Annotated in this window: 15 protein-coding genes; 3 read left to right on the top strand and 12 right to left on the bottom strand. The window is 72.4% G+C overall.

All coding sequences use genetic code 11. The features are described 5' to 3' along the window. Positions 1 to 38 precede the first annotated feature (38 nt). Complete coding sequence (locus SCAB_RS28780) at positions 39 to 1,118, top strand: M48 family metallopeptidase (RefSeq protein WP_013003606.1); 1,080 nt, start codon at positions 39 to 41, stop codon at positions 1,116 to 1,118. 177 nt (positions 1,119 to 1,295) lie between these two features. On the opposite strand, the gene SCAB_RS28775 is transcribed toward SCAB_RS28780, so the two are convergent. From SCAB_RS28775 to proB, 5 genes are all read right to left on the bottom strand, one after another. Then, on the bottom strand, positions 1,296 to 2,366 hold the full coding sequence (locus tag SCAB_RS28775) for an SCO2583 family membrane protein (protein WP_013003605.1): 1,071 nt from the start codon (positions 2,364 to 2,366) through the stop codon (positions 1,296 to 1,298). 121 nt (positions 2,367 to 2,487) lie between these two features. Beyond that, positions 2,488 to 3,078 (bottom strand): SCO2584 family spore wall biosynthesis protein, encoded by a 591-nt coding sequence (locus tag SCAB_RS28770; RefSeq protein WP_037723836.1) that lies wholly within the window; start codon positions 3,076 to 3,078, stop codon positions 2,488 to 2,490. A 121-nt stretch (positions 3,079 to 3,199) separates the two neighbouring features. Continuing rightward, on the bottom strand, positions 3,200 to 4,486 hold the full coding sequence (locus SCAB_RS28765) for a glutamate-5-semialdehyde dehydrogenase (RefSeq protein WP_013003603.1): 1,287 nt from the start codon (positions 4,484 to 4,486) through the stop codon (positions 3,200 to 3,202). A 122-nt stretch (positions 4,487 to 4,608) separates the two neighbouring features. Beyond that, positions 4,609 to 5,076: a hypothetical protein gene (locus SCAB_RS28760; RefSeq protein WP_037723834.1), complete on the bottom strand. Its 468-nt coding sequence runs from the start codon at positions 5,074 to 5,076 to the stop codon at positions 4,609 to 4,611. Positions 5,077 to 5,236: 160 nt separating this feature from the next. Then, complete coding sequence (proB, locus tag SCAB_RS28755; protein ID WP_037723832.1) at positions 5,237 to 6,343, bottom strand: glutamate 5-kinase; 1,107 nt, start codon at positions 6,341 to 6,343, stop codon at positions 5,237 to 5,239. A gap of 375 nt (positions 6,344 to 6,718) precedes the next feature. On the opposite strand from proB, the gene SCAB_RS28750 reads away from it, so the two are divergent. After that, positions 6,719 to 8,788, top strand: a complete 2,070-nt coding sequence (locus SCAB_RS28750) for a membrane protein (protein ID WP_013003600.1) — start codon at positions 6,719 to 6,721, stop codon at positions 8,786 to 8,788. A gap of 84 nt (positions 8,789 to 8,872) precedes the next feature. After that, positions 8,873 to 10,147: an IS30 family transposase gene (locus SCAB_RS28745; protein ID WP_013002763.1), complete on the top strand. Its 1,275-nt coding sequence runs from the start codon at positions 8,873 to 8,875 to the stop codon at positions 10,145 to 10,147. Between the two features lie 94 nt (positions 10,148 to 10,241). Here SCAB_RS28745 and obgE read toward each other — a convergent pair whose 3' ends face one another. From obgE to SCAB_RS28710, 7 genes are all read right to left on the bottom strand, one after another. Next, positions 10,242 to 11,678, bottom strand: coding sequence for a GTPase ObgE (gene obgE / locus SCAB_RS28740; protein WP_013003599.1), 1,437 nt, complete (start codon positions 11,676 to 11,678; stop codon positions 10,242 to 10,244). 170 nt (positions 11,679 to 11,848) lie between these two features. After that, positions 11,849 to 12,103 (bottom strand): 50S ribosomal protein L27, encoded by a 255-nt coding sequence (rpmA, locus tag SCAB_RS28735; protein ID WP_013003598.1) that lies wholly within the window; start codon positions 12,101 to 12,103, stop codon positions 11,849 to 11,851. A 14-nt stretch (positions 12,104 to 12,117) separates the two neighbouring features. Further along, positions 12,118 to 12,438: a 50S ribosomal protein L21 gene (gene rplU, locus SCAB_RS28730; protein WP_005479329.1), complete on the bottom strand. Its 321-nt coding sequence runs from the start codon at positions 12,436 to 12,438 to the stop codon at positions 12,118 to 12,120. A 351-nt stretch (positions 12,439 to 12,789) separates the two neighbouring features. Further along, complete coding sequence (locus tag SCAB_RS28725) at positions 12,790 to 16,899, bottom strand: Rne/Rng family ribonuclease (protein ID WP_013003597.1); 4,110 nt, start codon at positions 16,897 to 16,899, stop codon at positions 12,790 to 12,792. A gap of 246 nt (positions 16,900 to 17,145) precedes the next feature. After that, positions 17,146 to 17,958, bottom strand: coding sequence for a TIGR03936 family radical SAM-associated protein (locus SCAB_RS28720; RefSeq protein WP_013003596.1), 813 nt, complete (start codon positions 17,956 to 17,958; stop codon positions 17,146 to 17,148). A 48-nt stretch (positions 17,959 to 18,006) separates the two neighbouring features. Then, positions 18,007 to 19,140, bottom strand: coding sequence for a hypothetical protein (locus SCAB_RS28715; RefSeq protein WP_013003595.1), 1,134 nt, complete (start codon positions 19,138 to 19,140; stop codon positions 18,007 to 18,009). A 171-nt stretch (positions 19,141 to 19,311) separates the two neighbouring features. Continuing rightward, positions 19,312 to 20,457 (bottom strand): tetratricopeptide repeat-containing glycosyltransferase, encoded by a 1,146-nt coding sequence (locus SCAB_RS28710; protein ID WP_041670996.1) that lies wholly within the window; start codon positions 20,455 to 20,457, stop codon positions 19,312 to 19,314.

Raw genomic sequence — 20,457 nt, 5'->3', positions numbered from 1 at the left:
TCGGGGGCACCTTGGGCAATCAGACGCATGGGGGAAACATGCCGGAAGACAGCCACGAGCAGAACGGGCGCGAGAACGTGCCGAGCAGGCAGCGCAGGCGCTTCGAGGGGATCTCCTCCCGGGCGTACGAACACCCCGCGGACCGCTCGGCGCTGGTGGCGCTGCGCAAGCTCAGCGGCTTCGACACGGTGTTCAAGGCACTCAGCGGCCTGCTGCCGGAGCGCAGCCTCAGGCTGCTGTTCCTGTCCGACTCCGTACGGGTCTCGGACCAGCAGTTCACCCACCTCAACGACATGCTGCGGGACGCGTGCTACATCCTGGACCTGGAGAAGGTCCCGCCGATGTACGTGAACCAGGACCCGCAGCCGAACGCGATGTGCATCGGCCTGGACGAGCCGATCATCGTCGTCACCACCGGCCTCGTCGAGCTGCTCGACGAGGAGGAGATGCGGGCCGTCATCGGCCACGAGGTGGGCCACGCGCTCTCCGGGCACTCGGTGTACCGCACGATACTGCTCTTCCTGACGAGCCTCGCCGTGAAGATCGCCTGGATCCCGCTGGGGAACCTCGCGATCATGGCGATCGTGACCGGGCTGCGCGAGTGGTTCCGCAAGTCGGAGCTGTCCGCCGACCGCGCGGGGCTGCTGGTCGGCCAGGACGTCCAGGCGTCGATGCGCGGTCTGATGAAGATCGCGGGCGGCAACCACCTGCACGAGATGAACGTGGACGCGTTCCTCGCGCAGGCCGAGGAGTACGAGGCCGGCGGCGACCTGCGCGACTCGGTCCTCAAGATCCTCAACGTGCTGCCCCGCTCGCACCCCTTCACGGCCGTGCGCGCGGCGGAGCTGAAGAAGTGGGCGGAGTCCCGTGACTTCCAGCGGATCATGGACGGGCACTACCCGCGGCGCAGCGAGGACAAGGACACCTCGGTGACCGACTCCTTCCGTGAGTCGGCCAGTCACTACACGAGCAGTGTGAAGAACTCCAAGGACCCGCTGATGAAGCTGGTCACCGACATCGCGGGCGGTGCGGGCGACCTCGGCGGCCGGGTCCGCCGCGGATTCGGCGGCGGCGGTACGGCTACCGCCGAGGAGGACCGGGACCGCGACGCCGAGTAGTCGGTCGGGTGCGGGTGGGTGGGGGCTGGTCGCGCAGTTCCCCGCGCCCCTACAGGACACGGCCCCTGCGGGCCGTGAAAAAGCCGGGGCGCAGCGCCGCTTTTTCAGGGGCGCGGGGAACTGCGCGAGAAGCCCCACCCACCCGCACCCGACAACGCACCCCGCACACCCCCGGCCTCAGACCTTCGGCTGCGCACTCTCCGCCAGGGTCCCGCACAGCGCCGTCGCCGCCCCCGTGCCGTACGGGTCGGTCCCGGCGGCCGGGCCGCCGGCCTTCGCGGTCTGCCCCGCCAGCAGCGGTCGCAGATGGTTCGTGGTGTCGTCGGCGCAGGCCAGCGGCCCGGCCTGGACGTAGGAGACGACGACCTCGACCTGGTGGGTGCGCAGGTCGTCCTGGTCGAAGCGGAAGTGCAGCTCGCGCCGGACGGTGAACAGCGATGCCTCGGCGTCGGCCCTCTCGCCGGGCGCCCGCAGCGCGTACACCAGGGTGTGGGCGGCGACGACCTCCAGAGTGCCGGAGTCGAACTCGGCGGCCTGGAGGGTGCCCTGGACGCGGATCCGGTGGTCGGCGAGGGTCGCGCGGGACGGGTCGAAGCGGACGAGCCAGCCGGTGGGCGCGTGCCGCCCGTCGGCCGCCGGACGGTCGAAGCTCTGCTGGAACTGGTCGAGCTGCTCGGAGTCCAGCAGCCGTCGCACGGGCTGGACGGTGGTGCCGCCGAGCACCTCCGGGTCGAGTGCTGAGGCGACCAGGTACTCCTTGGCGATGGTCAGCGCGGAGACGACCTGGCTGTCGGAGAAGTGGGCGGTGCGCCGGGTGGCCGGCATCGTGATGCCCTCGGCGCCGATCCGGAACTGGGCGGCCGGGCTGTGCGCGTACAGCGTCTCGGCCTTCTCGGCGCCGGGCACGGCGGACTGCGGGGACAGCGGGATCACGGTCATCCGCAGCGGCTCGGTGGGCTTGGCGGCCGGGGTGTCGTACGGGTGGCGGATGCCCATGTAGATCGCGGTGCCGAAGGCGAGGGCGACCAGCAGGACGAGGATCAGGACCTGCCGGGAGAGGCCGCGGCGGACGGCGGGGCGGCGGCGGACGGCGGGGGCGTGGTCGGAGAGGCGCTCGTGGGCGGAGAACTCCTGGATGCGGGCAGCGCGGACGAACGACTCGTCGAAGACGACGGATCGGTATTCGTCCTCTCCACCGCCGGGGGCGCCCTCAGGAGTCCCCTCAGGTGGGTTTCCTGGCCCGCCCATACCTTGAGAGTAGGTCTTGGGGAGCTTCGGTAAACGCGTCGGTGCACCACAACTTCTGACAGGTCCTCACCAGATTCACCCACACGGGGCGGGCCGCTCCGCGGGGCCGCCGGTGGCCCTGTCAGGGGGTGCGGGGGTCCGCGGAGACCACCGGCTGGGAGAAGTCGGCGGAGGCGGAGGGTCCGGTCGGGATGCCCTGATCCACACCGGTGGTGGCGGGGGGCGGGATCCGCTCGCCGCGGCCGGAGGAGGCGCCCCGGTAGACGGCGGTGAAGGCCAGCACGACCATGCCGATGCCCATCACGAGGGCGAGGATCCAGGCGACGGGCCGGTGCCAGCGGGTCTGTTTGCCGTACGGCCTGCCGTAGGCCCCGTCGGCGGCGTAGCGGGCCTCCAGGACCTCGGGGTCGTCGAGGTCGTCCAGGTCGTCGTCGTGGCCGATACGCGGGCCGAAGCCGTCGCCGTAGCGGTCGTCGTCGCCGTGCACGCCTCTGGAGCGCGAGCGGCGGGCCTCGGCCTCCTGCGCCGCGGCACGGGCCTCCGCGGCCGCGAGCAGGCGCTCGACCGCGGTCGGCTCATGGACCTCGGCGGACCGTACGAAGTCCTCGTCGAAGACCACGGAGGCGAACTCTTCGTCCATACCCCCGCGGTCGCGGTCGTCGTCGGGCTCCCAGCCGTCAGGGAACGGCGTGCCCCCCACGTCCTCCGGCACGGATCCAGAGTAGACCGGGGTGGTCAATTTGGGCAGACGGTAAGGAAATTCATCCGTTCCGCCGACCGGGGCGCCTGGGCCGTTCGCGGGAACGGGCCGACGCCCCGAGGGGCGCGTGCGGCTAGCGGCGGATGTGTCCGTCGCCGGTGACGATGTACTTCGTGCTGGTCAGCTCGGGCAGGCCCATCGGGCCCCGGGCGTGCAGCTTCTGCGTGGAGATGCCGATCTCGGCGCCGAAACCGAACTGACCGCCGTCGGTGAACCGGGTCGAGGCGTTGACGGCGACCGTGGTGGAGTCGACCAGCTGGGTGAAGCGGCGGGCGGCCTGCTGGGAGGTGGTCACGATCGCCTCGGTGTGACCGGAGCTCCAGAGCCGGATGTGCTCCACGGCCCGGTCGAGCGAGTCGACGACGGCGGCGGCGATGTCGTACGACAGGTACTCGGTCTCCCAGTCCTCCGTGGTGGCCTCGACGACCGTGGCCCGGCTCTCCTTGGCGTAGGCGAGGACGCGCTCGTCGGCGTGGACCGTCACGCCCGCGTCGGCGAGCGCGTCGAGGGCGCGGGGCAGGAACTCGGGGGCGATGTCCTGGTGGACCAGGAGGGTCTCGGCGGCGTTGCAGACACTGACGCGGTGGGCCTTGGAGTTGATGAGGATCTCGACGGCCGTGTCGAGGTCCGCGTCGGCGTCGACGTAGACGTGGCAGTTGCCGGTGCCGGTCTCGATCACCGGGACGGTGGACTCCTCGACGACCGTGCGGATCAGGGAGGCGCCGCCGCGCGGGATGAGCACGTCGACCAGGCCGCGGGCGCGCATCAGCTCGCGGACGGAGTCGTGGCTGTCGCCGGGGACGAGCTGGATGGCGTCGGCGGGCAGGCCCGCGCCGCCGACGGCGTCGCGCAGGACCCGGACGAGGGCGGCGTTGGACTCGTAGGCGGAGGACGAGCCGCGCAGCAGGACCGCGTTGCCGGACTTCAGGCAGAGGGCGGCCGCGTCCACGGTCACGTTCGGGCGGGCCTCGTAGATGATGCCGACGACACCGAGGGGGACGCGGACCTGGCGCAGGTCGATGCCGTTGGGGAGGGTGGAGCCGCGGACGACCTCGCCGACCGGGTCGGGCAGCGCGGCCACGTCACGGACGTCGGCGGCGATGGCGCGGATCCGTTCCGGGGTGAGCGTCAGCCGGTCGATGATCGCCTCGCTGGTGCCCGCCGCACGGGCCCGCTCGATGTCCTTGGCGTTGGCCTCGACGACGTCGCTCGTACGGACCTCCAGCGCGTCGGCGACGGCGAGCAGCGCGTCGTCCTTCTCGGCGCGCGGGAGCGGCGCGAGGTCGGCGGCTGCGGCCTTGGCGCGGTAGGCGGCCCGAGTGACCGGCGTCATGGAGTCGTACGGAGAGAGCGTGGTCATACAGGAAGGGTAGTGCGCCCGGCGGAACGGTTCAGCGCTTGGTCCGAACCGCGAGACACCCGCCGCCGGGGCGTCCCGGCGGCGGGCCGGGCCCCCCTCCGCGCCGTGCGGCCGCGGGGCGGTCAGAAGGGGTGGACCCCCACGGGTGTCGCCGGGAGCGAGCCGTACCCCTCGGCGATCCGCTGGTGGTACGTCTGGCGGTCGATGACCTCCAGGCCGACGATCTCCCAGGGCGGCAGCCCGGCCGTCCGGCGGTGCTCGCCCCACAGGCGCAGGGCGACGGCGGCCGCGTCGTGGAGGTCGCGGGCCTCCTCCCAGTAGCGGATCTCGGCGTGGTCGTGGGCGTAGCGGCTGGTCAGCAGGAAGGGGTGGTCGTGGGCGAGCTGTTCCAGGCCACGCCGCACCTCCTTGAGGGGGGCCTCGGCCCCCGAGACGCTCAGCGTGACGTGCCACAGCCGGGGCAGGTCCTGCGGCTTCTCGGCGCTCTCGCCCTCGTAGGTGTCCGAGGCGGCGACGCTGGTGAGCTTGCGCTCCTCGCCGGCCGCACGGGAGGGACCACCACCGCGGGACGCCGCGGCCCCGGGGCGCACTCGTCTCACGACGGCCTCCTTCGCAACGTTTCGAGCTTCGCAACAGGTCGTGCGGAATCTCCCTGCGTCAAAGTTGAGCAGGCTCAGGAGCTTCGCGTGGTGGTTTTACGGAACGTGCACCGCGGGGGCCCGTCCTCTGCTCTCCCCACGGGGCCGCTGGTCAGGGGTGCAGGAGGACGAGATCGTCCCTGTGTACGACCTCTCGTTCGTACGCGGGACCCAGCTCGCGCGCCAGTTCCCGGGTCGAGCGGCCGATCAGCCGGGGGATCTCCTTGGCGTCGAAGTTGACGAGGCCGCGGGCGACCGCCCGGCCCGTGCCGTCCCGCAGTTCCACGGGGTCGCCGGCGGTGAAGTCGCCCTCGACGCCGCCGATGCCGGCCGGCAGCAGCGAGGTGCGGCGGTCGACGACCGCGCGGACGGCGCCGTCGTCGAGGATGAGCGCGCCCTGCGGGGTGGAGGCGTGCTGGAGCCACAGCAGCCGGTCGGCGGACCGTCGGCCGGTCGGGTGGAAGTAGGTGCCGGTGTCGCGGCCGGCCAGCGCGTCCGCCGCGTGGACGGCACTGGTCAGGACCACGGGGATGCCCGCGCCGGTGGCGATCGCGGCGGCCTCGACCTTGGTGACCATGCCGCCGGTGCCCACGCCCGCCTTGCCGGCGCTGCCGATCTCCACGTGCGCGAGGTCCTCCGGCCCCCGTACCTCCGCTATCCGCGACGTGCCGGGCCTGGCGGGGTCCCCGTCGTACACGCCGTCCACGTCCGACAGCAGGACCAGCAGGTCCGCCCGGACGAGGTGGGCCACGAGGGCGGCGAGGCGGTCGTTGTCGCCGAAGCGGATCTCGTCCGTGGCGACGGTGTCGTTCTCGTTGACGACGGGCAGCGCGCCCATCGCGAGGAGTTTGTCGAGGGTGCGGGAGGCGTTGCGGTGGTGGGCGCGGCGGCTCATGTCGTCGGAGGTGAGGAGTACCTGGCCGACGCGGATGCCGTAGCGGGCGCAGGAGGCCGTGTAGCGGGCCACGAGGAGGCCCTGGCCGACGCTGGCGGCGGCCTGCTGGCGGGCGAGGTCCTTGGGCCGACGGCGCAGGCCGAGCGGCGCGAGCCCGGCGGCGATGGCGCCGGAGGAGACCAGCACGACCTCCCGCTCTCCCCCGCTGCGGGCCTTGGCGAGGACGTCCACCAGGGCGTCCACCCGGTCGGCGTCGAGGCCGCCGGACGCCGTCGTCAGCGACGAGGAGCCCACCTTGACGACGATCCGGTGCGCCTTCGCCACTGCCTGCCTTGCCGCTGACACGCCTATCCCCAATGCTCCGAACAGCCCGGTGTGTGCACTTCGCAATCTACGGGAGCGGGCGGACCGGACGCGTCCTCATTTCGAGGGGCGGACGGCACGGGACCCGCCGGGGCGGGGGGCGGCGGCCGGTCGCCGGGGCGGGGGGCGGCGGCCGGTCGCCGGGCCGGGGGGAGGAGGATGCAGGGACCGCACTCCAGGTCACGCCCGTTATGTCCGGCTGCCGGTGATTGTTCCCACGGCGGATTGCTCCCCGGCCTCCCTAGGTCATACGGTCAGGGATCGGCCTTCCGCAGGCCGCCCCCGGAGTCACCCTCCCCCTCTTTGTCCGTCACCCCCTCCGCAGGAGCCCAGCCCGTGCCCTCCGCAGGCCTCCCCACCCGCCGCGTCGCGCAGCTCTCCGCGCTGTTCGCGATGTTCGCGCTCTTCACGGCCCAGATCGTTTCCGCGCTGCTGCCGAACATTCCCGTGTTCGTCGCCGCGAGCGCGGCGGGCCTCCTCCTGGACACGTTCCTGCAGTACCGGGATCCCGGACTGCTGGCACTGCTGGGCAAGATCCGCTTCGACGCGCTGGTGCGCCAGCTGATGCGCGACATGCTGATCCTGGTGGGACTGCTGCGCATCGACGGGATCGACCCGTTGAACGAGCAGGCACCGCTCCTGGTCGGCCTCCTCCTCTTCTACGGGGTGCACTTCGCCTGCCAGGCCGTCTCGGTGCTCGTGCGCCGCAGCCGGACGCTGCCGATCGTGACCCGCAACATCGACGCCTCCGCGCTGCGCCTGACGGCCGCGCCGCCGCGCATCCTGGCCCGCCGCCAGGCCCACCGGCTGCTGACCTTCTCGCTGCCGATCACGGCCGGCCTGGTGCTCACCGCGGCCACGCGGGACGCCACCTGGGGCGGTGCCGGCCTCGGCGCCGCTCTCACCCTCCTCGTCGCGGGCACCGCGTACCTGGGGACCTGGCTGCTGCCGAAGAAGCGCGCGAAGAACGAGCAGCAGGTCATGGAGTGGCTGGACGAGTGGCTCGCCGACTACCGGCCGACCACCGCGATGTACTTCTCCGGCGGTACGACGTCGGCGTACCAGGCGAACATGTGGCTCTCCACGCTCTCGCAGCTGGAGAAGCCGCTGATCGTGCTGCGTGAGCGCTTCATGGTCCAGAAGATCGACGCGACGGACGTGCCGATCATCTGCTTCCCGAAGGTCGCCACGATGTTCTCGCTGGAGACCTCGACGCTGAAGATGATGCTGCACCCGGCCAACGCCGCGAAGACCTCCCAGGTGCTGCGCATCCCCACCGTCAAGCACGCCTTCATCAACCACGGCGAGAGCGACAAGCTGTCCTCCTGCAACCCGTACGCGAAGGCGTACGACGAGGTGTGGGTCGCCGGTCCCGCGGCGCGCGAGCGGTACGCGCTCGCCGAGGTCGGGGTCGAGGACAAGGACATCGTCGAGGTCGGCCGGCCGCAGCTGGCGCCGATCCGCCCGTACGCGGGCCCGCCGGCGGGCACCTACACCACCGTCCTGTACGCCCCCACCTGGGAGGGCTGGGACGGCAACCCGGGCAACACGTCCGTGGTGCTGGCCGGCGAGAACATCGTCCGGCAGCTCCTCGCCGACGACAAGGTACGGCTGCTGTACAAGCCGCACCCGATGACCGGCTCGGTCGACCCGCGCGCGGGTGTGGCCAACGAGCGCATCAAGGCGATGATCCGCGAGGCCAACACGAAGCGCTCGGGCGCGCGGCCGGGTGCCGAGGCGGCCGCCGAGCTCACCCGTCGCTCGGCCGAGCTGGACCGGCTGACCTCCACGTCGTTCCGTACCAGCGCGGACGAGATGGAGCGGATGCTGCTGCAGGGCACGCCCAGCGGGGACCGTGCGACGGCGATCTCCGAGGCGACGCTCGCCTGGGAGAAGGCGTACTGGGCATCGTTCCCGGAGTGGGAGCACGGCATCGTGACCGAGGCGCGGCCCGCGATCTTCGCCTGCTTCAACGTGTCGGACCTGCTGATCAGCGATGTCTCCTCGGTGGTCTCCGACTGGCTGTCCAGTGAGAAGCCGTACTCGGTCGCCAACACGTCCGGGCTGCCGGAGGCGGCGTTCCGCGCGGCCTTCCCGACGGTCTCCGCGGGTGTCGTCCTGACGCCCGGGGCGGACGGCGTCCCCGCCCTCCTCGACGCGGTCCGCAACCCCGAGAAGGACGGTTTCGCCAAGGCCCGCGCCGAGCTGAAGGAGCAGCTGCTGGGTCCCTCCGACCCGCCGTCGCCGGTCCGCTTCGACTCCGCGGTGAAGGCGCTCTGCGCCAAGGCCGACGACCGCCGTGTGCGGATGGAGTCGCGGATCGTCAACGACATGCCGTCGCCCCGGGAGGCCGGCGACGAACTCACCGAGGGCGAGCCGAGCGAGACGAGCGAGGCGCTCGCCTAGGACGCGACCGCCGCTCATGCCGAAGGGCCCCGGAGAGATCTTCCGTTCTAGTGGTCGTCGCAACACCCCAGCTCAAGGGGTGCGATGGACTTCGAGATTCGGGAAGAGCGGGGTAACTACGGCCGCAAGCCTCTGGCCCGCGAGCGGGAGGAATACCTTCGGCTCGTGGATCTTGGGAAAAGCAACACGGAAGCCTGCCGGATCGTCGGGATCAACCGCCGCACCGGAACGCGATGGCGCTACGGCCGGCAGGCATCCGGAAAGAAGAAGGCGTACGCGCCCATCGTCGACACGGGACTCCCGTGGGAGCCCCGTGAAGTAGTGCCGCCGCTGCCTGCGGAAGCGCTCGAACCGGTCGGCCCGTCCCGGTATCTGAGCGAGTCAGACCGCATCCACATCGCCGACCGGCTGCGGGAAAAGGCATCCATCCGGACGATCGCGGCCGAGCTGGGCCGCAGCCCCTCCACCATCAGCCGGGAGATCCGACGCAACCGCACCGTCCACCCGGCCGGCACCTGGTCCTACCGCCCGCACGCCGCCCAGCGCCGCGCGAACAAGCGCAAGCCGCGGCCCAAGCCCGGCAGGATCGGGCAGAACCCAGAACTGCGTGACTTCATCCAGGACCACCTGACCCTGCGGTGGAGCCCGGAGCAGATCTGCCACGCTCTGCGCAGGCGCTTCCCCGACCGGCCGGAGATGCACGTGGTCCACGAGACGATCTACCAGGCTCTCTACGTCCAGGGCCGCGGTGAGCTGAAGCGGGAACTGACCCGCGCGCTGCGGACGGGACGCGCGATGCGCCGGCCGCACCGGCAGGCAGCGAGCCGCAGGCAGCGGTTCCCGCACCCGATGGTCATGATCAGCGAACGTCCCGCAGAAGCTGCCGACCGAGCCGTTCCCGGCCACTGGGAAGGCGACCTCATCGTCGGCAGCAACTCCCGCTCCGCCATCGCCACCCTCGTCGAACGCAGCACCCGCTACCTGATGCTCGTCCATCTACCCCAAGGGCACGGAGCCGCCGCCGTCAACGCCGCGCTCGCGCAGACCGTCCAGACGCTTCCACCACACCTGATGCGGTCCCTGACCTGGGACCAGGGAACAGAGATGGCCTACCACCGCCACTTCACCGTCACGACTGACATCCCGGTCTACTTCTGTGACCCGGCCAGCCCCTGGCAGCGCGGCTCGAACGAGAACACCAACGGCCTGCTGCGGCAGTACTTCCCCAAGGGCACCGACCTGTCCCGGCACACCCGCGAGGACCTGGACGCCGTCGCCGCCGAACTCAACAGCCGCCCACGCAAGACGCTCGGCTGGGAAACCCCAGCCGAGCGTCTGTCTAAACTGATCGCGGCTTGATCAACTCACCACGGTGTTGCATCGACCCCTGGAATTCGCCGATCCGGGGCCCTTCGGCGTTCGCGGTGCGCTCGGGACCTGCCCGGCGGCAGCCCTAGAACGGCTCGAAGTCGTCGTACTCCTTCTGGAGTTCGTCCCGCGCCGCCTGGCGGTCGCGGCGACGCGTGACGGCCGGGCGGGGCTCCTCGAAGCGGTGGTCCTCGCCGCGGCGGCCGAGCATCTCCGCGCCGGCCATGACGGTCGGCTCCCAGTCGAAGACGACCGCGTTGTCCTCGGGGCCGATGGCGACGCCGTCGCCGGAGCGGGCGCCCGCCTTCATCAGCTCGTCCTCGACGCCCAGGCGGTTCAGGCGGTCGGCGAGGTACCCCACCGCCTCGTCGTTGCTGAAGTCGGTCTGACGGACCCAGCGCTCCGGCTTCTCGCCCCGGACGCGGAACAGCCCGTCCTCCTCCCGCACGACCGTGAAGCCCGCGTCGTCGACGGCCTTGGGCCGGATGACGATCCGCGTCGCCTCCTCCTGCGGCTTGGCGGCACGCGACCGGCCCACGAGGTCGGCGAGCGCGAACGACAGCTCCCGCAGGCCCGTGTGGGCGACGGCGGACACCTCGAACACCCGGTAGCCGCGGGCCTCCAGGTCCGGCCGCACCATCTCGGCGAGGTCCTTGCCGTCGGGCACGTCGATCTTGTTGAGGACGACGATCCGGGGCCGCTTGTCGAGACCGCCGTACTGCGTCAGCTCCTCCTCGATGATGTCGAGGTCGGAGACCGGGTCGCGGTCGGACTCCAGCGTCGCGGTGTCCAGGACGTGGACGAGGACGCTGCAGCGCTCGACGTGGCGCAGGAACTCCAGGCCCAGGCCCTTGCCCTGGCTCGCGCCGGGGATCAGTCCGGGGACGTCGGCGATCGTGTAGACCGTCTCGCCGGCCGTCACCACGCCCAGGTTGGGGACGAGGGTGGTGAAGGGGTAGTCCGCGATCTTCGGCTTGGCCGCGCTCAGCACCGAGATCAGCGAGGACTTGCCCGCGCTCGGGTAGCCGACCAGCGCGACGTCGGCGACGGTCTTCAGCTCCAGGACGATGTCGCCCATGTCGCCGGGCACGCCGAGCAGCGCGAAGCCGGGCGCCTTGCGGCGGGCGGAGGAGAGGGCCGCGTTGCCGAGGCCGCCCCGGCCGCCCTGCGCGGCGACGAAGGAGGTGCCGTGGCCGACGAGGTCGGCGAGGACGTTGCCCTGCCGGTCCAATACGACCGTGCCGTCCGGCACGGGAAGGACCAGGTCCTGTCCGTCCTTGCCCGACCGGTTGCCGCCCTCACCGGGCTTGCCGGCGGTGGCCTTGCGGTGCGGGGAGTGGTGGTAGTCGAGGAGAGTCGTCACGGACTGGTCGACGGTCAGGATGACGTCGCCGCCCCGGCCGCCGTTGCCGCCGTCGGGGCCGCCGAGCGGCTTGAACTTCTCCCGGTGGACGGAGGCACAGCCGTGGCCTCCGTTACCCGCGGCGACATGCAGCTCGACGCGGTCCACGAAGGTGGTCATGGTGGGTGCCTCCAGATACGCGTGATGCGTGGTGTTCGGAAATGTCTTACCTGTAACACGTCAAAGGCGGACCCGCTTCCCGTACGAAAATCCTGTACGAGAAGTGAGGTCCGCCTCGACGAATCGCTCTACGGAAGCCTTGGCCGTGAAGACCGGGCGAGTCGGAAGACTCAGGCGGCCGGAACGATGTTGACGACCTTGCGACCACGGCTGGTGCCGAACTCGACCGCACCGGCGTTCAGCGCGAACAGCGTGTCGTCCTTGCCGCGGCCGACACCGGCGCCCGGGTGGAAGTGCGTGCCGCGCTGGCGGACCAGGATCTCACCGGCGTTGACGACCTGACCGCCGAAGCGCTTCACGCCGAGCCGCTGAGCGTTGGAGTCGCGACCGTTCCGGGTGGACGATGCGCCCTTCTTGTGTGCCATGTCTCCTCAGTCCCTTACTTCGCAGCCGCGGGGATCTCAGTGACCTTGATCGCCGTGTACTGCTGGCGGTGGCCCTGACGACGGCGGTAGCCGGTCTTGTTCTTGTAGCGCAGAATGTCGATCTTCTGGCCCTTGTGGTGGTCCACGACCTCGGCCTGGACCTTGATGCCGGCCAGCACCCACGGGTCGCTGGTCACAGCGTCGCCGTCGACGACGAGCAGGGTCGAGAGCTCGACCGTGTCGCCGACACTGGCGGTGGAAATCTTGTCAACCTCAACGATGTCGCCGACAGCAACCTTGTGCTGGCGACCACCGCTGCGCACGATGGCGTACACGCGGATCTCACTCTCTCGCTCGGGAACGGCACCCCCGCAGTCCAGCCGTCCGACATGCGAACGGCCTCTCCCACGGCGCCCGGCGCGCGGAAGGAATGAGGTTTACGGGGATGTGACGCGTCTCTACCTACGGACACGCCGACGGTCAAGGTTACGGGGCCGCGCCCGAAAGGGTCAAACCGAGCCCCCCGCCCACCGCGTGACCGATGTCTCACCGCCCCCGAGCAGGCGTTTCCCGGCGGGCCCGGGCCCCCGTACCCGTCGGCACCCCCGTATGCCGGTGCCCCTGCCGGGGTGGTCTCCCACCCCGGCAGGGGCACCGGCGGAAGCGGACCGTACGTCCGCCCGGGCTCAGCCCTCGTCGGTCGAGGCCGTGACCGTGGCCGACGACTGCTCGGCGGCCACCGTGGTCTTCTTGGCGGCCGTCTTCTTCGTCGTGGCCGCCTTCTTGGCCGTGGCCTTCTTCGCGACCGTCTTCTTGGCCGCCGCCGTCTTCTTCGTGGCGGCCTTCTTCGCCGTCGCCTTCTTGGCCGTCTTGCGCGCCGCCGTCTTCTTGGCGGGCGCCTCGGCCGCGGTCTCCCCGGCGGCCTCCGCGACCTGCGCCTCGACGGGCTCCCCGGCCGGGGTCGCGACCGTGTCCTCGGCGGACGCGGACGGGACCACGACCACGGCAGCCTCCGCCGACGCCGTGGGCGCCGTCGCCTTGCGCACGGCACGCCGACGGGGACGGGCCGGAGCCGCGCTCTCGACGGTGGCGGCGGCCTCGGGCTGCGGGGCCTCGTCGGCCACGGCCGGCTCGGTCGCCGTCGCCGTCGCCTCGTGGACGACCGGCTCGGACACCGTCACCACGGTGTCCTCCACCGCGGCTCCGGCCGGGGTGCCCGCCGGAGCGGACACCTTCCGGGTGGCCCGGCGACGCGTACGGCCCTTGGGCGCCGCGTCCTCGGTGCTCTCGGCGGCGGGCGCCTCGACGACCGGCGTCTCGACGACCGGGTCCTCCACCGCCACGGGCTCCGCCTCGGCGGCCTCGCGCGGCTTCGGGGCACGGTCCTCGGAGACGGTGCCGGTCACGGTCGCGCGGGACTTCGGCGCACCCGAGGGCGCGGACGCCCGCCGGGTCGCGCGGCGCCGCGAACGGCCCCGCCCGACCGCCGCCTCGGCCTCGGCGACGCTGCTGTACAGCTCCTCGTCCGGCTCGAACTCGGGCGCGGGCAGCGCCACCGGCTCGGCGACCTCGGCGGCCACCTCGGCCTCGGCCTGTTCGGTGGTCGTCTCCACCGGCTCGGCGGTCTCGTGCCCGGACACGTGCTCGTGGTCGTGCTCGTGCTCGGCGCCGCCACGGCCGCGCTTGCGGCGCTTGCCGCCACCGCCGACGGCCGTCGGCTGGTCCATGTGCACGATCACGCCGCGCCCGTTGCAGTGGACACAGGTCTCGGAGAAGGACTCCAGCAGGCCCTGGCCGACCCGCTTGCGGGTCATCTGGACCAGACCCAACGAGGTGACCTCGGCGACCTGGTGCTTCGTCCGGTCGCGTCCCAGGCACTCCAGCAGACGCCGCAGCACCAGGTCCCGGTTGGACTCCAGGACCATGTCGATGAAGTCGATGACGACGATGCCGCCGAGGTCGCGCAGCCGCAGCTGACGCACGATCTCCTCAGCCGCCTCCAGGTTGTTCCTGGTGACCGTCTCCTCCAGGTTGCCGCCCTGGCCGGTGAACTTGCCGGTGTTGACGTCGACCACGATCATGGCCTCGGTCTTGTCGATCACCAGCGAACCACCGCTGGGCAGCCACACCTTGCGGTCCAGCGCCTTCATCAGCTGCTCGTCGATGCGGTACGTCGCGAAGACGTCGACCTCGGAGGTCCACTTCTGCAGCCGCTCGGCCAGATCGGGCGCCACGTGCGAGACGTACCCGTGGATGGTCTCCCAGGCCTCCTCGCCGCTGACGATGACCTTGGAGAAGTCCTCGTTGAAGATGTCGCGGACCACGCGGACGGTCATGTCCGGCTCGCCGTACAGCAGCGTCGGCGCGTTGCCGTTCTTCGACTTCTTCTGGATGTCCTCCCACTGCGCCTGCAGCCGCTCGACGTCACGGCGCAGCTCGTCCTCGCTGGCGCCCTCGGCGGCGGTGCGCACGATGACGCCCGCGTCCTCGGGGACGATCTTCTTGAGGATGGTCTTCAGCCGGGCCCGCTCGGTGTCGGGCAGCTTGCGGCTGATCCCGGTCATCGACCCCTCGGGGACGTACACCAGGTAGCGGCCGGGCAGGGAGACCTGGCTGGTCAGGCGGGCACCCTTGTGGCCGATGGGGTCCTTCGTCACCTGGACGAGCACCGACTGGCCGGACTTCAGGGCGGACTCGATGCGGCGCGGCCCGTTGGCCATGCCGAGCGCCTCGAAGTTGACCTCACCGGCGTACAGCACGGCGTTGCGGCCCTTGCCGATGTCGATGAAGGCAGCCTCCATCGACGGCAGCACGTTCTGCACCTTGCCGAGGTAGACGTTGCCGACGTACGAGGTCGACTGCTCCTTGTTGACGTAGTGCTCCACGAGCACGTTGTCTTCCAGGACGCCGATCTGGGTGCGCTCGCCGCTCTGGCGCACGACCATCACGCGCTCGACGGCCTCGCGGCGGGCGAGGAACTCGGCCTCGGTGATGATCGGGACGCGACGGCGGCCCTGCTCCCGGCCTTCGCGGCGACGCTGCTTCTTGGCCTCCAGACGGGTGGAGCCCTTGATGGACTGCACCTCGTCGGAGAACTCCGTCTCCTTGGCGCGCCGCTCCCGCGGCTCACGGACCTTGACGACCGTGCGCTCGGGGTCGTCGGGCGTCGCGTCGGCGTCGGTGCCGGAGTCACCGGCGCGACGGCGACGACGACGGCGACGGCGGCTGCTGCTGGAGCCGGAACCGGAGTCGTCGCGCTCGTCGGCCTCGTCCTCGGCGTCCTCGTCAAGCTGCTCGGCGGTGTCCTCGGTGCCCTGCGCGGCCTGTTCGGCGGTGTGGTCGTCGCCCTCGGCCGCGTCGTCGGCGTCGGTCGCGTCGCCCCGGCGACGGCGGCGTCCGCCCCGGCGACGGCGACGGCGCGAGCCGGTGGACTCCTCCTCGCCGTACTCGTCGCCCTCGTCGGCGTCCTCGGCGCCCTCCTCGGGCTCCTCGGCGTCCTCGGCCTCGTCGGGCTCCTCGGTCACGACGGCGGCGGGCTGCTCGACCGCGGCGGGTTCGCCCCGACGGCGGCGGCGACGGCGCGATCCGCCGGTGTTCTCCTCCTCGGCGAACCCGCCGAGGTCGGCGGTCTCGACGGTCTCCTCCGCCTCCACGGCCTCCTCGGTCTCGACCTCCGCAGCGGCGGCGGCCTGCGCGGCGGCCCGCTCCGGCGTCTGGAACATCGGCTCGGTGAAGACGGGGGCCTGGAACACGGCCACGGCGGGCCGGGACGAGCGGGACGGCGCGTCCTCGGCGACCGGCGGGGTCGGCGCCGAGAAGCCGCCGGCGGCCTTGCGCGCCGAGCGGCGGCGGGCGCGACGGGGGCCGCCGTCCTCCGCCTCGGCGGCCGGAGCCTCCTGGACGGGCTGGGCCGGCACGGTCTCGGCGGCGGGCGCCTCGACGGTCTGCGGAGCGGTGTCCGCGGCGGCGGCGGCCTCGGCGCTCTCGGGCGTCCCGGCGGGCGTGGTCACGCGGCGCGTGGCACGACGACGTGTACGTGCGGCGGGCGCCGCCTCTTCGACGGCTGCGGGCTCTTCGGCGGCCGGAACCTCGGCCGGGGCCACCACCTCAGGGGCGGCGGCGCTCTCCTCCACGGCCTGCGGCGCACCCGTCGGGGCCGAAGCACGACGGGTCGCACGACGACGCGGACGGGCAGCGGGGGCCGCGGGGGCCGCCTCCTCGACGGCTGCGGGCTCTTCGGCGGCCGGAACCTCGGCCGGGGCCACCACCTCAGGGGCGGCGGCGCTCTCCTCCACGGCCTGCGGCGCACCCGTCGGAGCGGAAGCACGACGGGTCGCACGACGACGCGGACGGGCGGCAGGCGCCTCCTCCTCGACGGCTGCGGGCGCTTCGGCGGTCTCCGCCACGGCGGTGGCGGTGGCGGGCGCCACGGTCTCGACGACCTCGACGGCCTCGGTGTCCTTGGGCGCGCCGGCGGGCGCGGAGGCCCTGCGGGTCGCACGACGACGGGTGCGCGCGGGGGGCGCAGCCGCCTCGGCCTCCTCGTCCGTCTCGGCTTCCGCGACGACCTCGGCGGTCGCTGCGGTCTCCTCCGCCTCGTCGGCGGAGGCGAGATCGTCGGTCTCGGCGACCGGTACGGCCGGAGCGGTGCTCTCCGCGGCGGCCTCGGAGGCGGCCGACGGGGGTCCCGCGGGGCGGGACGCGGCGCGGCGGCGTCGGCGCGGCGGCAAGGTGTCGCTCGGCGAGTTCTGCTCGGAGCCCTGCGTGGGCTCTGCGGATTCGATCGATTCGGGCATGCGGGCGTTTCTCCCGTCGGGCTCCCGGGCGCCGCGCCCGGTCCGGCAGAGGCCGGTGACGTCCGCGGCTCGCGTCATGCGCGACTGCCGCCGTCCGGGGCGCGAGCGCCGCACGGGAGCTTTCCGTGTCCTGTCTCGCCGGTTCCGTACGCCATGTTGCGTACGGCCTGGCGAAAGTCTTGTGGTCGGTGCGCTGCCCGACCCAGGTGGCTCCCGGATCAGAGGGCGGCGCTACGACGTCCGTCCCTACGCGGGACCCACCGTCGCCGACGCCTTCGCGGCGGCAGTGGATTCGGCCGTTGAGAGGGCCGGCGCTGCCTCGCGGTCGGGCGCGAGCGGGTCGGTCACCGTGCCGGTCTCTTCATCGAACAGCCCCTGCGCCAGCCTGGTCACCGCTGCGGGGACCGGCGGCGCCAGGTCGGCCACGGCGCGGAGACCGGACAGGACGTCGTCGGGTCGAACGGCAGGCGTCACGTGCCGAACAACCAGGCGCAGTATCGCACAGGGCTGGTCCGTCGGCCCAGCAAGGGGCGCGGCGTCGGCGGCTCCGGCACCCGGGTCCCGTCCGTCACGGCCGGTGAGGTCGACGACGGCGGCCCTGGCGTCGAAGGTCCGCATACCGTTCTTGGTCCTGCGCTGGACCTCGACGAGGTCCGCCGCCGTGAAGGCCTCGACCGCGCGCGCGGCGTCCGCCGGGTCCACGCCGTCCAGGCGCAGCTCCCACACGGATGCCGTGAGGCGGTCGGCGAGCCCGGAGGTCCGGGCCTCGACGGCGTCGACGATGTCGAGCCCGGTGGGCAACGACTCGTCGAGCAGGATCCTGAGCTTCTCCGGGTCGCACGCCCGGGTGAGCGCGATCTCCAGATATTCCGCCTCACTGCCCGTGCCGGTGGGTGCGGCATTGGCGTACGACACCTTCGGATGCGGCGTGAACCCCGCCGAGTACGCCATGGGCACCTCGGCGCGGCGCAGCGCACGCTCGAAGGCGCGCTGGAAGTCACGGTGGCTGGTGAACCGGAGGCGGCCGCGCTTGGTGTAGCGCAGTCGGATGCGCTGCACCGCGGGTGCGGGCGGCGGGCCTTCGGGCTGTCGCTTGCCCAGTGTCGTTCAGTCCTTCGTGAGAGCGGTCGTACTTCTACCAAGAGTACGTGCCCGGGCGGCTCCCGGTTCCCGCCTGTGGACGGGCCGCGGCTCCGCCGGCCGCCCGAGGAGTGCCGAGCGCACGGCGGCGCGGGCCTGGCGGGCGGACTCGCGGGCGGTGGTCCATGCCTGCCGGGCGATCCGGCCGGCGGCGCTCGCGACCGCCGCGGCCGGTTTCCACACGACGTCGCGCACGACGTGGCCGGCGGGCGTGAGAACGGTCCGGTACAGCCACAGCGCCGGCTCGACGAGGAGCCACCGCAGGACGCCGGCCAGGAACCGTCCGACGGCGCGCGAGAGGTGTCCGGCGACCCGCCAGGCGTGAGCGACGGCGTCCCGGAGTTCCCGTCCCACGACCGCGAGCAGCCGTCCGGCCGGTACGAGCGCCCACCGCCACACGGCGAGCGAGGGCAGCACGAGCAGCACGCGTGCGGTCCAGTAGATCCCGAGCCAGAGCCCGGTGAAGATCATCCGTACGAGCCACAGGGCCCCCCGGCCCACCCATGCGAGCGCGTGCCCCACGGGGGTCAGCGCATACCGGTACAGCCACCCGGCCGGTACGACGAGCAGGTACCGCGTCAGCCGGGCCAGGCCGGTGAGCAGCGCGACCGCGGCGGCGGCGAAGCCGGCCCCGACCGCCCGGGCGAGCCGGGCGACGCCCCGCCCGAACGGCACCAGCGTCCACCGGTACACCCAGGCCATCGCGTGCCCCACGGGCGTCAGCGCGTACCGGTACACCCACACCGCCGGCACGACCAGCAGCCGGTACCCGAGCCACCCGAGCCCCTGGGCGAGCGGCACGACGGCGTAGCGCCACAGCGCCACCCACGGCCACACGAGGACGGCCCTCGCGGCCCACAGCGAGGCGCGCCCCAACGGCCGCAGCACGGCGTCCCCGAGGAACCGGCCGGCCACCACGAGCAGGTCCCACACCATCCGCACCGGCACGACGAGGACGAGCACGACGATCCGGACGGGGATGCGGATCGCGGCCGTGAGACATCCCTCGGGCGTCTGCTGCCGCACGGCGGGGCGTGCCGTCGAAGGCTCGGCGGACGGCTCGACCGGCGGGCGGGCGGGGTGCCTCTTCTCCAGGTCCATGACGGTAGGGACGCCTCAGCGGCCCGTAAGGATGCAGCCCCCAAGGATGAGGTCCGTAGGGATCCGGCCCCTAGGGATGAGGTCCGTAGGGATGAGGTCAGACGACCGCGCGTTCCCCGTCGTCCGTACGCGCGCCCCGGAGCCCGCCTCGGGCGGTCGGCCGAGGCGACGCTACCGCCTGCGTCCGGAAGCCCTCGCGGACTTGGCGGACTTGGCGGCCTTCCCGGTCCTGGCGGACTGAGGGCTGCGCACCACGGCGGACAGCTCCGGCCGGGGGGCGTGCGGCACGGAGAACTCCCGGTTGATCTCGACCTGGCGGCGGACCCGTTCGGGCAGGTCCCGCAGCGCCAGCAGACGGTCACAGGCCCGCAGGGCCCCGGCGTGGTCCCCCACCCAGTGGGCGGCGATGGAGAACTCGAACAGCAGGCCCCAGCGGTAGACCCAGGGCCTGGTGAAGAGGAGGTCGTCCGGGGCGGGCCGGTCGACGACGTCGACGAGGAGGGCGTACGCCGTGTGGTACCGGCGGCGGAGGCGCAGCCGGGAGGCCAGTTCGTAGCAGGCCTCCAGCCGTGCGGGGCGTGCCTCCCAGGCCCGGGTGAGCGTGTCCAGGGCCCCCGGCCAGTCCTCCTCCTGCTCCACCCTGAGGATGCCCGCTTCGAGCAGCGAGCAGTAGACCTCCTCGCCCCAGCCGCCCATCGCCGCGCGCCGCTCGTACAGGGCGATGGCCTCGCGCGCGTGGCCCAGGTCGCGTTCGGTGTTGGCGAGGTAGAAGACGGTGCGGGGGTTGGCGGGGTCGCGGTCGAGCTCCCGCCTGAGCAGACGCGCGTCACGCTCGAACTTGTCGCCGCGGCAGCCGCCGTCGGCATGGTCCTCGATGACGATCGCGTCCAGGTTCTCCTGGACGTCGGGCCCGTCGGTGCACGGGTACTCGTGGGTGACGCCCTCGTACCGCCAGAGCAGATCTCCCCGCATCAGGTGCTTGAAGCGGTGCTGGGTGCCGGGGGTGTCGTAGCGCAGCATGTACGAGGTGGCCGTCAGCCGGGGAAGCGGCGTGTCCTGGCGCAGTACGTGGTCGGCGTCGAGGGTGAGCAGGAAGTCGGCCCTGCCCCGGGCGTGCTGGATGTTCCGCGTCCGGTTGCGGCCGAAGTCGACCCAGGGGTCCTGGCGGAGCTCGCCCGGGATGCCGTCCAGCGCCTCGCGGATCAGGTCCTGCGTGCCGTCCGTCGAGCCGGTGTCGGAGATGACCCAGGTGTCGATCAGGGGGCGTACGGAGGCGAGGCAGCGTTCGATCACGCGCGCCTCGTTCTTGACGATCAT

This window comes from Streptomyces scabiei 87.22 (assembly GCF_000091305.1).
Classification (GTDB): domain Bacteria; phylum Actinomycetota; class Actinomycetes; order Streptomycetales; family Streptomycetaceae; genus Streptomyces; species Streptomyces scabiei.
The sequence above is the reverse complement of the archived record's forward strand: the minus strand, read 5'-3'. Positions and strand labels throughout refer to the sequence as shown.